Source organism: Psychrobacillus sp. FSL K6-1464, assembly GCF_038003145.1.
GTDB classification, from domain to species: domain Bacteria; phylum Bacillota; class Bacilli; order Bacillales_A; family Planococcaceae; genus Psychrobacillus; species Psychrobacillus psychrotolerans.
In genome coordinates this window covers 3,099,852-3,115,790 of sequence record NZ_JBBOOP010000001.1, presented here as the reverse complement: position 1 = coordinate 3,115,790, position 15,939 = coordinate 3,099,852, and the positions used below count along the sequence as shown (strand labels likewise).

Annotated in this window: 15 protein-coding genes and 1 pseudogene; 11 read left to right on the top strand and 5 right to left on the bottom strand. The window is 35.7% G+C overall.

Annotated features, from left to right (window positions below; translation table 11 throughout):
- Positions 1–8: 8 nt before the first annotated feature.
- From MKX39_RS15805 to MKX39_RS15790, 4 genes are all read right to left on the bottom strand, one after another.
- Positions 9–1,148: a fused response regulator/phosphatase gene (locus MKX39_RS15805; RefSeq protein ID WP_340763543.1), complete on the bottom strand. Its 1,140-nt coding sequence runs from the start codon at positions 1,146–1,148 to the stop codon at positions 9–11.
- Positions 1,149–1,343: 195 nt separating this feature from the next.
- On the bottom strand, positions 1,344–2,132 hold the full coding sequence (locus tag MKX39_RS15800) for an ABC transporter permease (RefSeq protein ID WP_340763542.1): 789 nt from the start codon (positions 2,130–2,132) through the stop codon (positions 1,344–1,346).
- Entirely contained in the window at positions 2,129–3,034 is a 906-nt protein-coding gene (locus MKX39_RS15795) for an ABC transporter ATP-binding protein (protein WP_340771482.1), read from the bottom strand. Before MKX39_RS15795 ends, MKX39_RS15800 begins: the two co-directional genes overlap by 4 nt.
- Positions 3,018–3,269 (bottom strand): PLD nuclease N-terminal domain-containing protein, encoded by a 252-nt coding sequence (locus MKX39_RS15790; RefSeq protein WP_340770355.1) that lies wholly within the window; start codon positions 3,267–3,269, stop codon positions 3,018–3,020. Before MKX39_RS15790 ends, MKX39_RS15795 begins: the two co-directional genes overlap by 17 nt.
- Positions 3,270–3,393: 124 nt before the next feature.
- Between MKX39_RS15790 and MKX39_RS15785 the strand changes: the two genes are divergently transcribed.
- Together MKX39_RS15785 and MKX39_RS15780 are read left to right on the top strand one after the other, a co-directional pair.
- Positions 3,394–3,939 carry a helix-turn-helix domain-containing protein gene (locus MKX39_RS15785; protein WP_340770352.1) on the top strand — a complete coding sequence of 182 codons (546 nt, stop codon included), beginning with the start codon at positions 3,394–3,396 and terminating at the stop codon, positions 3,937–3,939.
- Positions 3,940–4,203: 264 nt separating this feature from the next.
- Positions 4,204–4,701, top strand: a pseudogene (locus tag MKX39_RS15780) (DNA glycosylase); the annotation flags it as partial.
- Between the two features lie 93 nt (positions 4,702–4,794).
- Here MKX39_RS15780 and MKX39_RS15775 read toward each other — a convergent pair.
- The gene (locus MKX39_RS15775; RefSeq protein WP_340763539.1) at positions 4,795–5,313 is read right to left on the bottom strand and encodes a CarD family transcriptional regulator; all 519 of its coding nucleotides are present in this window, start codon (positions 5,311–5,313) and stop codon (positions 4,795–4,797) included.
- Between the two features lie 140 nt (positions 5,314–5,453).
- Here MKX39_RS15775 and MKX39_RS15770 point away from each other — a divergent pair, with 140 nt between their 5' ends.
- The 9 genes from MKX39_RS15770 to MKX39_RS15730 all read left to right on the top strand — a co-directional run bounded on the left by MKX39_RS15770 (position 5,454) and on the right by MKX39_RS15730 (position 15,937).
- On the top strand, positions 5,454–5,882 hold the full coding sequence (locus MKX39_RS15770; RefSeq protein WP_340770348.1) for a MarR family winged helix-turn-helix transcriptional regulator: 429 nt from the start codon (positions 5,454–5,456) through the stop codon (positions 5,880–5,882).
- Positions 5,883–6,052: 170 nt separating this feature from the next.
- Complete coding sequence (locus MKX39_RS15765) at positions 6,053–6,865, top strand: class I SAM-dependent methyltransferase (RefSeq protein ID WP_340763537.1); 813 nt, start codon at positions 6,053–6,055, stop codon at positions 6,863–6,865.
- 176 nt (positions 6,866–7,041) lie between these two features.
- Positions 7,042–7,401, top strand: coding sequence for a helix-turn-helix domain-containing protein (locus MKX39_RS15760; RefSeq protein WP_340763536.1), 360 nt, complete (start codon positions 7,042–7,044; stop codon positions 7,399–7,401).
- Positions 7,402–7,681: 280 nt separating this feature from the next.
- Positions 7,682–8,785, top strand: coding sequence for a sugar ABC transporter substrate-binding protein (locus MKX39_RS15755; protein ID WP_340770346.1), 1,104 nt, complete (start codon positions 7,682–7,684; stop codon positions 8,783–8,785).
- A 240-nt stretch (positions 8,786–9,025) separates the two neighbouring features.
- On the top strand, positions 9,026–10,546 hold the full coding sequence (locus MKX39_RS15750) for a sugar ABC transporter ATP-binding protein (RefSeq protein ID WP_093538301.1): 1,521 nt from the start codon (positions 9,026–9,028) through the stop codon (positions 10,544–10,546).
- Between the two features lie 13 nt (positions 10,547–10,559).
- A complete protein-coding gene (locus tag MKX39_RS15745; protein ID WP_093538302.1) occupies positions 10,560–11,735 on the top strand; it encodes a sugar ABC transporter permease in 1,176 nt (391 codons plus the stop codon).
- Between the two features lie 239 nt (positions 11,736–11,974).
- On the top strand, positions 11,975–12,955 hold the full coding sequence (locus MKX39_RS15740) for a sugar ABC transporter substrate-binding protein (protein ID WP_093538303.1): 981 nt from the start codon (positions 11,975–11,977) through the stop codon (positions 12,953–12,955).
- The gene (locus MKX39_RS15735) at positions 12,952–14,415 is read left to right on the top strand and encodes a sensor histidine kinase (protein ID WP_340770340.1); all 1,464 of its coding nucleotides are present in this window, start codon (positions 12,952–12,954) and stop codon (positions 14,413–14,415) included. The genes MKX39_RS15740 and MKX39_RS15735 overlap by 4 nt, the downstream gene beginning before the upstream one ends.
- Positions 14,390–15,937, top strand: coding sequence for a response regulator (locus MKX39_RS15730; protein ID WP_340770338.1), 1,548 nt, complete (start codon positions 14,390–14,392; stop codon positions 15,935–15,937). The genes MKX39_RS15735 and MKX39_RS15730 overlap by 26 nt, the downstream gene beginning before the upstream one ends.
- Positions 15,938–15,939: the final 2 nt, after the last annotated feature.

Here is a 15,939-nt window from a genome sequence, read left to right as displayed (position 1 = left end):
TTTTTAAATTATTCGTTGCATTTAATCATTAACACACACATATCGTCAGGTTGAGCAGTTTGTTGTTCTTTTGTTAATAGGTTATCAATCAATGACTGTGATTGTTTCCATCTTTTAGAAGCTAACTGTTCAAGTTTTTTTTCAGATTCTATTTCACAAGGATCCATAGCTTCTAGAACTCCGTCTGTATACAATATAATTTGTATATCTTTCTCGTACGTAATAACCTCTTTTTTAACCTCAATCTCATCGAAGAAACCAACTGCGCAGCTCCCTTTATCTAATGGAACCATTTTAGTATCGTCTACAAGTGCGAATCCCGGAGGATGACCAGCATTCACGTATTCAATCGTTTTCTTTTCTGTGTCTACAACCATATAGATAGCTGTAAAATAATAAGGGATTCCAATTTTTTCATTATGTAAAAGAAGCATATAACGATTTAATTCCTTAATAACTAGTTCCGGCTCTACTAATTGCTTAATGGACTCTCTTAGTACGGAGGATATAAACATACATACTAAGGAAGCCGAAATACCATGTCCCATCATGTCCAATAAAACGATCGCATATCGATTGTCACTTATTTTATGCCAATAGTACATATCTCCAGCAAGATTAAAAGAAGGTAAGTATGATACTTCGATTTGTATCTTTTCTTCTTTAAAAGGAGCGGTCAATAAACTTCTTTGGACATGTGTGGCCAAGTCTAGCTCGTATTGAATTTTGTTTTCATGTTGGGTATGCCAGTCAAGTTCTGCCTTTAATCGAAGGGCTACGCGAATACGTGCTAATAGCTCCACTTTGTTTATTGGCTTAGTTATATAATCGCTCCCACCAATATCAAGTGCTTCAGCTAGTTTGTTTTTATCTTCGAGTGCTGTTACGAAGATTATTTGGATATCTTTAAATCTCTCATTTTGTTTAATACGTTTACAAGCCTCAATGCCATCAATTTCGGGCATCATGATGTCTAGTAAAATTAAATCAACCGAATTAAAGGTTGGATTAGGATGATCAAGTTGTAAATAGTCAAATAACATTTGAGCCGATGTTAGTGAAACTGTATCTTTATAACCAGCGCTATCTAATATTTTTTCTATTACAAATAGATTGACGGTATTGTCATCTACCAGTAAAATCGTCATTGGTTATTTCCCCCTGTAGTTTATAAAGATAGTTTTGTATTTTATCACTTAATAATATGAACTAATACTTTTTATCTCTTTATTATACAAAAGATTATACAGATACGGTATTTAAAAGATTAATGCTTCAATTTAAAACTAGTTCAATTCTTGTATACTGGAATCCTAATTTAGATTTTTTATTTGAGTATCTGGTCATTCATTACTGTATTTTTTATTGGAAATCCAATAGTTTGTTACAAATATTGCTCCGGCAACACAAACCAACGTTACCGCTAAATTGACAAATGCGTTTGAATTTACAGATCCAGTTATGAGCACTTCCATTGCATGTTTACTCATACTGGCCGGATTTACTAAATCGATTATTGAATTTAAGCCAACAATAACTCTACAACCTATTAAAAATGCAATGGAGATTAATGCGATAAGGCCTGGACTATTTATAAGTGTGCTAATCATTGCTGTAAACGAGACTATAAAAATAACCCATATTAGATAAAATAATAGAGCGATGAGCATATCGGAAACAGCCACATCTGTGAATAGAAAATTTACGTATAGATAGGATGCGAGGTATCCAGCAGCAACACTAAATGCAATAAAAATATAGTTAGAAGCAATTTTACCTCCCACGTATGAGAAAACAGCTACAGGTCTAGTTAAAATAAAGGCTAACATTCCGCTAGCTTTATCGGTTTGGATGATTCCCATCAAAGAGATTGCAATAATCATAATTCCTAGCTGATCAAATTGGGCACCTATCGTGCCAGCTAAAATCTCACCACCTTGTTGATTTGTCATACTTGGGTCAATCGTAATGCCTTGACCGCTTCCCAAAGTATCTAATATAGCAGGCAAGTAATATGTCATTACAGGTTGCGTAATCCCTAGCAAGATAAATACTAGCGGAAGCCAAATAATCTTAAAATCTCGTGCCATCTGGGTAAATTCTTTGTTAACTAGGACTATAAAAGTATTCATTTCTCCACCACCAATTTTAAGAAAATTTCTTCTAACGTATCATTACCTACTTCAAACTTTAAGATATTTACATTATGTTTCAGTGCATTGCCTAGTAATAAGTTTTTGTTAGCCTCTAGGTTTTCCATTTTCACCATTAGTTTATTCCCAATTACTTCTATTCCTTTCACATAAGGTAATTCTCCTATAATACCAACCCATTTATGATCTGTTTCTGTAATTTCAATATTCAATCTATCTTCGCTATTTCTTTGAAGTAGTTCAGTACTCGTTGTGTCCTCGATTTTCAACCCATTTTTAATAACTATAAATCGCTCACAGATTTCTTGTGCATCACCTAAAATATGCGTTGATAGTAGGATGGTTGTTTCCTGTTTTATTTCTTGGATAAGGTTTAATACTTCTCTTCGGCCAATGGGGTCCAGAGCAGAAACGGGTTCATCCATAATAATGAGGGAGGGCTTATGTAGTAAGGTTTGAGCAATTCCAAGTCGCTGTTTCATACCACCTGAAAATGTGCCTACTTTCGAGTCTTCCTCTTCGCTTAAACCGACTTTTTTTAAAATACTCGGAATAGTGCTTGTTAGTACAGCTCTATTTAATCCAGAAAGTTTTCCCATAAACATTAGTGTCTCTTTGGCTGTCATCCAGGGGAAGAAATTTGGATATTGTGGTAAGTATCCAATTTCTTTTTTCATCAAAGAAATTTTTTTCCCGTTTAATAGGATCTCACCAGTGTCTGGATTAATAATATCTGCAATCATTTTAATGAGTGTCGATTTCCCAGCCCCATTAGGTCCGATTAATCCTACACAATCTCCTGATTGTAGTACCACCGAGAAGCTGTCAACGGCAGTTTTGTTTTTAAAAGTTTTCTTTACATTTCTAATTTCCAATGTCAACTTGCTCACTATCCTTTCTTCCTATAACAAAATACAGAACTGGTCCAAGTGTGTTGCCAAAAATTATTATTAGTGTCCATATAAGTACATTATTTCTCCTGTTTTTATTTCTGTACAAATCTATTAATGCAACCATAGCAAGTATAAATCCTACTAAAATAACTGGGAGCACGATAGGTAGGAAAGACATTAAATCAAAGTCTTTTAAATCATTTATTCCATAATGCAATTGCATAATCCCAACTCCTTTTTAAAAAGTAATTCTCATTATCAATAATGATAACATAGTGTTTTATATTTTGCACTACTTATTCTTATTCTTTATAATGAGAATAAGAATAACCAAGTGAGGGGATATAATGTTAAATAAAGTTGAAGTTCTTATGCATCCAGTACGAATGAAAATTTCTCAAGCATTATTAAGAAATAAAGAAAATGGATTAACACCATTAGAAATGGTCAAAATTATTAAGGATGTGCCACAAGCAACTCTCTACAGACATATACAAGTGTTATTAGACTCCGAGATAATTCGTGTAATAAATGAAAAGAAGGTGAAATCGGTATCTGAGAAATATTATGTGTTAAATGAAGAGAAGCTGAAACTTGATCAAGGGGAGTGGAATCAAGCATCTCAACAAGAAAAACTTGATTTTGTATCTTTCTATCAATTAACATTAATGACTCAATATCAAAACTATTTAAAGAAAATAGAAGAAACGAACGATTCTCATGATGGAGCAGCATTTTCTTTAATCGAATTAAAAATGAATGACGAAGATTTCTTAAATTTTCAAAATGAGCTAAAAGAAATTTTAACTAAATACTATCTTTTTCCAAGTAACCAAGAGGAAAAAGATATCCCCGTACGAACAATTGGAGTTACAATTATTCCCGATACATAAAGTGGTTTCAAAAAAGCCTAAAGGGAATAGCTAGTTAGATTTATTCTAGAGATTTCTCATCATTCTATTGGATTGATGGGAGGTCTCTTTTTACGTAGACATGGAATATGTGAAGTCTATGAAAAGGTAAAAAGTAAAAGAGTTAGTAACTATCAATAGAAGGAATTTTCAACCTCGATGCAGAAAGTCAGAAAGTGTACTTCTAACATGCATAAGGGTTAAAGTGAAATGGTAATTTCATATAGGATCTAAGAGTTAAGAGGCTTCTCATTCCTAGATAATATAGTCGTAAAAGCAATCCCCGTAATAGATGAAGTTCAATTGGTTAGAATTAGTGAAAATACTGACGGGAATCTTGTTATTCACTTTTTAGAGGATAACTACGTTGTCAGTGAAAAGGTACGGGACGAGGTACACCAATATGTAAGAGAATGGTTGGATCTAGATAATGATTTAAGACCTTTTTATGAAATGGCTAAAAAAGATTACTTACTACATAATGCAGTGGATGAGTTTTATGGGCTTCGTAATATTGGGATTCCAGATTTATTTGAAGCAATAGTTTGGGGAATTCTTGGACAGCAGATCAATCTGGCATATGCATATACATTAAAAAGAAGATTGGTAGAAACATTCGGGGATATTGCTAATTTAACCGGTACAGTAGATAAACCAACAAAAGAAGAAATATCAAAACTAGCAGTCCCATGGAGGGGCTGGGAGTCATATGCAACCTTTTATTTATGGAGATTCTTATATTAATTGAAGATGTTCTTAGGTTCGTTGGTATGAAAAGAACTAAATAAGCCTCCAATCAATTCACTGAATTGGTCGGGGCTTTTTGTATAGAATATATCACACAGTACTGGAAACTTTCATTTTTGAGTGAATGCTGTTTGAAATCTCTTCCAATATGGATTCAAAGGAAGTATTTAAAGAATATGCCAGTTCTCTATACAGAATGTTTTGAACGGAAATCAATAGTTTCAAGTCCTGGTCAACTAATTTTTTATTTTCCAACTGGGCATCATACTTTTTTCGTAAAAGTGTATTTACTACTTTTGCGAGCCCTTTTCGATTACCACTTTTAATAATCTCAGAGTAAGTTTTTGTACGTTGTTTACTATCTTCAATCCACTCAATACCCGATGAGCCAAAGGAATTTAATATTGTTTTAGCCTCAGCTTGATCAAGGAGTTCAAGCATAGCTACCGCTTTACTATTGACCGGAGTGCTTATCGATAACTTCAGATTGTCTAATGGGTGTAAAACATAATATTTCTTTGTAATATCGAAATATGTTTTTTCACAAATATCATCTATCTGACATATGCCATGAGTAGAATAAACAATTAGTTCGCCAACTTTAAACATTTACATGCTCCTCTAAAGAATATTGTCAACTAAGTTAACTAAGCTAATTATAACCCAAATATAAAAATAGTCAACTTAGTTGACGATTTGATAGAGTGCTTGTATATTTGTAAAGGACATTATTGAACGGGGGAAAGTGCTTGAATTTCGAGATAAATGATTTAGATTTATTTGATCTAATAAGTGAGAGGAATCTTATGATTCGAAAGGTAACAGAAGAATTATGGAATAGTAGCAATGATATCTATATATCTAATTCAGAGTGGTTCATCATCGCAAGAATATACAAAAAGAATCCGACCATATCCTCTATTAATAAACAAGTTAATATTACACGACAGGCAACGCATAAGTTCATAAGAAGCTTAGAATCAAAAGGATTAGTGGAAGTTAATCAAGTAACACACAATAAAAAAGAAAAATGCATCCGGTTAACTACCTTAGGAGAAGCATGCTATGAAAAAAATGAATCTCTTAAGGCTGGGTTAGAGAAAAAAATTGCAGATCACATAGATAGAGAAAAGTTAGATGTATTCAAAGAAATATTGAAACTGGACTGGGGAATTTAATTTGGAACCCATTAAGATCATACAAGGGTCTAGTTTTTAAAATTGAAGACCACTCTCCATAATTAAATGGGTGAGTGGTTTTTTTTTATATGTGTAAACTGAGATCTTTGAAGGAACTTTGTGCCATTGTGAAGAACTACTTATAAAATGAAAAGAAAGTAGGAGGCAATATGAAAAACATTATTATGGAGTATTATAATAGGTTTGATGAATGGGGACGATTGGATAGGGAGCCTATCGAGTTTCAAGTGAATTGGCATTATTTAAAAAAGTATCTTCCTTTAAATGGAGAGATTCTAGATAATGGAGCGGGACCGGGAAAATATTCTATGCGATTAGCAAATGAGGGATACAGAGTTACACTCACCGATTTAACTCCACAGCTTGTGGAAATGGCTAAAGATAAAGCAAATGAGCTTAAGTTAGAACAAAATTTTAATGGATTCCATGTAGCGGATGCAACAGATCTTACTATACTGAAAGATAACCAATTTGATGCCTCATTAATGCTTGGCCCTTTGTATCATTTACAAGAAGAAGCAGAGCGTGTTCAAGCGGTAAATGAGTTATATAGAGTTACGAAAAAGGGTGGAATTGTTTTTGTGGCGTTTATGCCGAGAGTTAGACATATTTTAACGTCTCTCATGTATCCAGAAAATTGGAAGCCGAATAACCAAATGGATAATATAGACCAGTTTTCTCAAAGTGGACGTTTTAACCATAAGGAGGAAGGACGATTTACAGGAGCTTATTACTTTAATATAGAAGAAATAAAACCATTCATGGAGGCAAACGGATTTGAAAGTCTAGATTTAATAGGTTCTAATATAGGTACTCTCTTGAGTGGTGATAATTGGAGCTACTGGAGAGATAAAGGTTCAAGTGAGTTTGAGAAAGTTATTAGATTACTAACCGAGAAAGCTAATGATCCCCATGTTTTAGGAATCTCCTCGCATTTACTTTATATCGGGAAAAAGATTTAGAACATAGAAATATAGATTAAAAATAAGATATCAAAATCTATTTAGTCAGTCTAAATAACTATTCTTCCAGTATAGGTACTTTCTAGTCATTATCAGATAATTTACATAATATTTATGAAGTGGGGTAAATACTAGTAGATTACTTTTTAAATAACGTTTAGAAAGGGGAATATACAATGCAAGTAAAAGGAGAGGTTCTGCGCAAAGTTCGAAAAGAACAGAACATGTCACAGGAGGAACTTGCCCTAGAGTTAAAGGTAACAATCAGCACTGTTTCTAATTGGGAACGTCAGGATGTGCCAGACGGCCGATATATTAGACCAATTGCGGAAGCCTTAGATGTAAGTGTTCATAAGTTAACTGGAGTTCCACCAAATGTTGCATCAGTGGAAGTGAAATCTATAGATACGTACGAGGAAGAAAATATTTTGCTTGAACGTTTGATGGAATCATTTGAACAATATGTACAGGATAAAGAAAAGAGTGTAGGAAATAACAAGCAGGAATTCTGGGAAGATGAATGGAGAAATGGTTAAGAAGACAGGATGCAGGCGAATATACCACAACCTGGTTCATCCGCAAAATAGGTATGAAAGAAGCCGGTAGCATTTGATGCTAAAGGTTTCTTTTTTTATGGGAAAATGTAATAATCGCCAATCGACTCTGAATTCTACCCCAATATCCTACAAGTTATTCTAAAAGCTAAAAAAGTATAGGTAATGATAAAAGAATACAGTTGATAGCGCTTTCATATAAATATTCTGAATTTATAATAAAGAAGTAATCAACTTTTAGAAAAAGGGAGAGGGATAAAGAATGAAGAAGTTCAAGGGGTTAACTTTTTTAGTTATATTAATGGTTTTCGCATTAGTGGCCGCAGGGTGTAATAATGGCGGAGGTAATTCGGTAGATGTTGGTATTGTATTACCAACAAAGGATGAGCCACGTTGGGTTCAAGATGAGCAACGCTTCAAAGACGCTTTAGCAGATTCAGATTATTCTACAGAAATTCTATTCAGCCAAGGTTCTTCAGCGAAGGAAAAAGAAAATGTAGAAGCATTATTAAATAAAGGAATTAAAGTATTAATCATCACTCCTCATGATGGTGCAGCAGCGGCTTCAGCAGTAGAGGCAGCGAAAAAAGAGGGTGTAACAGTTATTGCATATGACCGTTTAATCACGGATACGGATGCAGTAGATTACTATGTGACTTTTGATAGCTTAGCAGTTGGTGCAGCACAAGCGCAGTATCTAGTAGACAATGCTGATGGCTCAGATGTTCCACTTTACTTGTATGCAGGGGCAGCGTCTGATAACAATGCATTCTTATTCTTTGAAGGAGCATGGAAAGTGCTTCAGCCGAAAATTGCTGATGGAACTTTTAAAATTGCCAATTCAAGTGAAGCAGAGGCATTAAAAGACTCAGCAGATCTTTCACGTGATCAGCTAGGTAAAATTATTGGTCAAATCACTACAAACTGGGATCCAAACGATGCAAAAAACAAAGCACAAACTCATTTAACAGCAGCAGCAGATAATCTAAAAGGAAATGTTTCCATACTTGCACCGAATGATGGAACTGCTCGTTCTATCGCAGATGTATTTGCATCTGATAGTGCTATTACTGATTACTTTGTAACTGGCCAAGATGCAGAAAAAGCTTCCATTCAATACATCATTGACGAACAACAATCGATGACTGTTTTCAAAGATGTTCGTACATTAGTAAAAGATGCAATGGGTATGGCAGTAGAAGTTCTAGATGGCAACACACCAAAAACAACAGGTTCTTACGATAATGGATCTGTGGAAGTAAAAGCGAAACAAACGGATGTAATCGTAGTGGACAAAGACAATGTTAAAGCTGAACTTATCGATTCTGAGTATTATGAGTCAAGTGAATTTACAGGTCTAGAGTAAAACAGTTGAAGAGGAGGAATAGTGATAGATTCGTCTATCACTATTTCTCCATTTTTACCCCGCATCGACGGGCGGTAGGCCTCTTCTTCTACACCAAGGTAAAGGACTGAGGCATAAGTGAAAGTGAAAGTGCAAATGGCCGTTAATGTCCGAATGGTTCAATTAACAAATAGTAGATGTTAATGAGTTCCCTACTGTTTGAGGTTTCACTTTTTTTGTTTAAGTAAGGGAGGCAATAATATGAGTGAGTATATTTTAGAGATGAATAATATTTCTAAAGAATTCCCAGGAGTTAAGGCACTTTCAAACGTGAATTTCAAAGTGAAAAAAGGCGAGATTCATTGTTTGGTTGGAGAAAATGGAGCAGGTAAATCAACTCTGATGAAAGTGTTAAGTGGAGTTTACCCATATGGTAATTACACTGGGGACATCGTATATGAGGGAAAAGTTCAACAGTTCAATGAAATTTCGGATAGTGTCAAAGTAGGCATAGGTATTATTTACCAAGAACTAGCTCTATTTCCCGATTTGACTGTCTATGAAAATATATTTGCTGGAAACGAACAAAAAAAAGGTCCTTTTGTAGACTGGAATAAAACAATCGTTCAAGCAACCGAATTATTGCAAAAAGTGAAGTTAAGAGTAACTCCAGAAACACTTATCAAGGAATTAGGTGTCGGCAAGCAGCAGCTGGTGGAAATCGCCAAAGCTCTAAGTAAGGACGTTAACTTGCTTATATTAGATGAACCAACTGCGGCACTTAATGAAGATGATAGTGAAAATTTGTTGGTACTTCTAAAAGAGCTGAAAGAACAAGGGATTAGTTGCATTATGATTTCTCATAAGCTTAAGGAAGTTATAAATATTGCAGATAAAGTAACAGTATTGCGTGATGGACAGACAATTTGCACGCTTGATGCGAGTGAGGGAGAAGTATCTGAAAACGTCATTATAAAAAATATGGTTGGCCGTGATATTGAAGATATTTATCCGAAACGTCCCGATAAGAAAATTGGTGAAACAATTCTTGAATTATCTGATTGGACTGCTTATGATTCACAGCTCGGTCGGAATGTAGTGAAAAACGTAAAGCTTGAGGTAAAAAAAGGCGAAATAATCGGGATTGCAGGTCTCATGGGATCTGGTCGAACAGAGCTTGCCCTCAGCATTTTTGGTAACCCTAAAAACTATAAAATACAGGGTAATATGAAAATGTTTGGAGAAAAAAAGGTATTAAAGCATACAAGTGAGGCGATTAAAGCTGGTATTGCCTATGTAACGGAAGATCGTAAAGGAGACGGCTTATTTCTATTACAGGATATCAAGAGTAATGTTTCTGCAGCGCATCTCAAAGGAATTTCTACAAAGGGAATACTAAATTTAAACGAAGAAGTGAAAGTTGGAACAACGTATAAGGATTCTCTCTATATAAAAGCTAGCTCACTAGAACAGATTGTCGGGAAGCTCAGTGGAGGAAACCAACAAAAAGTATCACTTGGTAAGTGGTTGTTTACAGGACCTAAGATTTTGATATTAGATGAACCGACAAGGGGAATCGATGTCGGGGCGAAGTTTGAAATTTACACAATTATGAATGAACTGATCAATGAAGGAATGAGTATTATAATGATTTCCTCTGAACTGGGCGAAGTACTAGGGATGAGTGATCGAGTTTATGTCATGGCAGAGGGCTCCGTTAAAGGAGAGCTAACTATGGAGGAAGCGACACAAGAAACGATAATGGAACTTGCGACGCAATAAAAGGGGGATAATGATGAACTTTTTTGGAGAAGCAAAAGCACTCGTCAAAGCCAACATTCGGGATTATGGAATGTATATTGCGTTAATATTCATTATGTTAACGTTTACGATTATGACGAACGGACTATTTATGTCCTCAAGAAACATTAGTAATCTATTGGATTCAGCAGGATATATCGCTGTATTGGCAGTAGGGATGACGCTCGTAATTGTCATTCGCCATATAGATTTATCAGTTGGATTTTTAGCAGGATTTTTAGGAGCAATTGCAGCAATATTTTTAACGCAAATGGGCGTGTCGGTTTGGATTACTATTCCAGCAATTTTAATCCTTGGAGCACTAATTGGATTGGTTAATGGTGTCTTAATCGCTAAAATAGGTATACCAGCCTTTGTAGCAACGCTTGCGGGAATGTTAATTTTCCGAGGTGCATTACTTCAAGTAACAGAAAAAACTGGAACTATTATTATTAAAGATGATCAATTTAATGCGATTGGGAATGGATTTATCCCTTCGATTATGCAAATAAATGGTTTGCATCTATTAACATTATTAGTTGGTTTAGTTGGGATTCTTTTATTTGTCTACAATGAAATTTCTACTCGTCGCAACAAAATGACTTATGGTTTTGAAGTTATGTCTAGTGGGTTATTCAGTGCGAAACTGGTGTTAATATCCGCAATTATTGGATATATTACATGGATTTTAGCAGGATACAATGGTTTATCATGGACAGTAATCATTATGATTATAGTAGTAGTTATCTACCATTTCTTAACGACGAAAACCGTACTTGGTCGCCATATTTACGCAGTCGGAAGTAATCCAGAAGCTGCTCATTTAAGTGGTATTAATGTACAAAAGATTACATATATCGTATTTGGATCGATGGGTATGCTCGCAGCATTATCTGGGATTCTATTTACTTCGAGACTACAATCAGCTACGACTACAGCAGGTACATTATTTGAACTGGATGCAATCGCTGCTGCTTATGTTGGAGGGGTATCTTCTGCTGGTGGTGTTGGTAAAGTAACAGGTGCTGTTATTGGTGCCATTGTAATGGCTTGCTTATCAAGCGGGATGAACTTGCTAGGTGTCGGTATATCTTATCAATACATGATCCGTGGAGGAGTTTTGGCAGGAGCGGTAATTTTCGATGTGATGACACGAAAGCAAAGAGCTTAATGTATAGGTTAATGTGGCACCCTTTCTTTCAAGGGGTGCCTTGTATTATATCTAGGAGATTATGGAGTTTACTTGCGATCAACTGTTAGTTACTCATGGAAAGGGAAACAATACTTGCTCCAGTCGGTGAAGTATTTGCAAAAGGGATAAAAAGATTGGGAATCATCTGAATATAGGATTGTCAATTTAATTGAAGGTGTTAATATGGAAGAAACTAGCCTATGGAAAGGGGAAGGTGAATGAGAAAAACAATTGTTCTATTATTAGGAGCACTAATTATTATTTTTAGTTATTTAACAATTGTATCTGCAACAAAGGCTTTTCGGTCCTCTAGTGAATTACCTGCTTCCCTTTCCGAGATGGAAGATTCCATTCGCCTTGTATTGATAACACAAGAACTGGACACCCCTTTTTGGAATAAGGTTGGACAAGGAGCAAAACAGCAAGCAAAGTTAGAAAATGTGGAGCTCGAAGTATGGGGAAGTTATGGAAATAACGAAGACGATTTTTTGAAAAAGATGGAGATCGCTATTCACTCAAAAGTAGATGGAATCATTGTTCAAGGCCTGGACACGGATGAATTTAAAGAACTAACCAAAATTAAAGCTGCTTTTTATGGAATACCTGTTATTACAGTAGCTAACGACGTTCCGGTAGAAGAAAGCTTGCGCAAAACATATGTAGGATCCGACCAATTTGGGGCGGGTAAAATGGTTGCTTATGAACTGATTAAAGAAATGGGTACGTCTGGAGAAGTAATAGTTCTTAGAGATGAAGTACAAGCATATTACCAAAAAGAGCGCTTGGCTGGAATACAAGATGTCCTCGAAAATTATCCGGAGATTGACATAATTATTAGAGGAACAGAAGACACAAACGAACAAGTGATTTCGACAACCCAACAGCTTATGAATGATGCGCCGAGAGCTACTGCGTTTATCGCGATTAATGCAAATTATGCGGGGCCTATGATTCAGGAAATAGGAAGACGAACGCAAGTAGAGCCGTATCATATTTATACGTTTGATGACGGAGTTGAATCGACTACTCTTTTGGAGCAGGGAAAACTAGATGGCATTTTAGAACAAAAACCAGAGCAAATGGGCCAGGAAAGTGTGAAATGGCTCATGGAGTGGATTTCTGGAGAGACAGTTCCTCTAAATTCTGGTGGTTATTTGACGGAAACCAAGATGCTTGTATCAGATGGTGACAAGCCATGACTACTATTCAACGAAAGATTTGGCTACTCGTTTCTGTTATGTTGCTCATCATGGGAATTATTTGGATGACGCTCACTTATTACAATCAGCAAACACAAGAACAAACAAATTCTATTCTACAGCGTTATTTACGCCTTAATGAAGTAACAATTGCTAGTCAAAAAATGATAACCGACTTAAATAATTATTTGTTGGATCCTACAGAAATACATAAAGTACAGATAGAAAAGAGTATTAAAACCATTGAGGAAGTTCAACAGGATGTAGTAAAGCTTCGCAATGAAGAAAATGCGTTTTCTGTTACGAATTATATTCATTTAATCGATAGTTTAGTAGAGACGGCCAATCGTTCTATATTATTTTCAGAAGAGCAGGAATTAGAGGGCTCCACAAATGAATTCAATGAGGCAAATCGTATATCAATGTACATATCAGAAATGACATTAACTATTTTAGAGCGGGAGTTAAAAACCTATAATCTATTTTACCGAGAAATCATCGATCAGTCAGAGGAGTTAAAAAAACTAGGAATCTGGATACTCCTTCTAGTAACAGCAGTGTTGCTTCTAGCTACTTATTGGTTCTCGCTCAGTATTACAAAACCTGTACATCAGCTTACGAAGGCTGCAAACGAGTTAGCACATGGTCGTTTCAATCAAAAAATAAAAGTAGAATCTAATGATGAAATTGCATTCCTAGCACAGACATTTGATACAATGCGCATAAATATCAATGACTTGATATTGGAGATTCAGCAAAAGGCACAGCTTGAACATGAACTTCAGCAAAGTAAGCTACTGTTAAAGGAGAGCCAATTAAAGAGTTTACAAAGCCAGATCAATCCCCATTTTTTGTTCAACACATTAAATACGTTGTCCAAGAAAGCATACTTAGACGGGGCAGAGGAAACGAGTGATCTGTTAGTAAGTGTAGCTGGGTTACTGCGGTATAATCTGAAGCGGATCGATCGCCCAGTTACATTGTATGAGGAAGTGCTTGTGCTCTATCAATACATGGAAATACAGAGAGCACGCTTTGCTGACCGTCTGCATTTTGAAGCAAATATCGATGAATCCTGCTTACATGTTAATATTCCTGGCCTTACCCTTCAGCCTATTATCGAAAATGCTGTTATACATGCAATCGAACCAGAAGAGGATGGAGGTACTATCTCGGTTAGAATTTCAAGAGATGGGTCCTGGATTATTATGGAGATAGAGGATAGTGGGAAAGGTATTTCTCAGGATAATATAGAATTGCTACTAAGTGGGCATCTGGATACAAATGTAGGACATTCCACTGGAATTGGGTTTCAGAATGTAGTGAAAAGGCTCCAACTATTTTACGGTGTAGAAAATTTAGTATCTATTGAAAGTGAAGAGGGTATTGGAACGAAAGTAATCATACAAATCCCAGAAACTAGGGAGGAGGTAAATGATGAGACTACTAATAGTGGATGATGAACCAATTGAGCGAGAGGGAATGGAGGCCATCATCCAAAAGGCATTTCCTGACCTTTTAATTGAACAGGCGAAAAACGGTAAAATGGCAATCGAATTAGCAGATACTTTTCAGCCTGACTTAGTCTTAATGGACATAATGATGCCGGGTATTAATGGATTAGAGGCCATTGAAACAATGAAGGTTTCTCATCCGACTATCAAATTTGTTATGGTAACTGCTTTTGATATGTTCGATTATGCAAGACAGGCTATCAAACTTGGAGTAAAAGATTATTTATTGAAACCTAGTAAAGCTAGTGAAATTGTTATAACAGTAGGAAGAGTATTAGATGAGTGTCAGAAAGAGCTAGAGGCAGAGAATAATAGTAAAATGCAAATCGAGAAGTGGGAACAGGCACTGACTTTGGCGGAAACGGATATTGTCACCCAGTTATTATTTGACCATGTTCATGAGGTCCATATTGATATGCTTGTAGAAATGCTTGAAACTCGTTCCACACTAGAAAAATTTGTTGTTGTACTTGTATTGCCAGAAGGTGCACATCATTATTATTTATCGATTAAAGAAAAGGTAAGAGCAACTGGAGATGCTTGGATAGGTGCTCTAAACGGGAGACAGTTACCTCTAATTATTTTTCGAGATTCTAAGAGTAGCTTTCGATCGCAGGCGATAGCTTTAGCTAAATCCATTCTATCCTTGGGCAATGAGCAGCAAGGGACAGAGTGGTTCATGGGGATAGGTCAGGTATGTGAAAATCTAGATGAAATTCGCCTGTCTTACCAGGAGGCACTTATTGCGACAATGGATACAACCTTAGCAGTTAAGTATAGATTTTATATGGACGTTCCAGCCCTCACTTTAGAAACCGATAATCATATTATTAAGCAGCAACAAAAAGAATTTTTTGATCATATCCGGCTTGGGGATTGGGCTGCTATTCGTACCCGTTTGTTGGAAGTAATTCAGCAATATGAAAATGTGGGCAATTCATTGATCTATACTCAGCAACGCATACTCGAGTTACTTTGGGTGGCAAACCGTGTAATGGATGAAATGGGAATGGAAACGAATGCATTGTTTTTCTCGTTTCAGGCAAATGATTATAGACAGTTACGAACAGAAACACTATTACTGTTGGAACAGATGAATGCTGTTTATAACGCCCATTACGATCAAATAGAAGCTGATAAGATACATCAAATTCAACAGTATATTCGTGAACATTCACATGAAGATATTTCTTTGGATGCACTAGCATATCGAGTGAATTTGAGCCCAATTTATATTAGTAAAATGTTTAAGGAAAAGCTAGGCGTCAACTATATAGACTATTTAACAGAGTGCCGCATTGAAAAAGCAAAGAAATTATTGAATGACCCAGAGAAAAGTTTAAAAGAGATTACTTTTGAAATTGGTTATCATGAACCCAATTACTTTAGTAAAGTATTCAAGAAAATGTGTGGCGTGTCTCCGAAAGAATATAGAAAAACATTATGGACTAAAAAAGCGGAAGTCTAGAG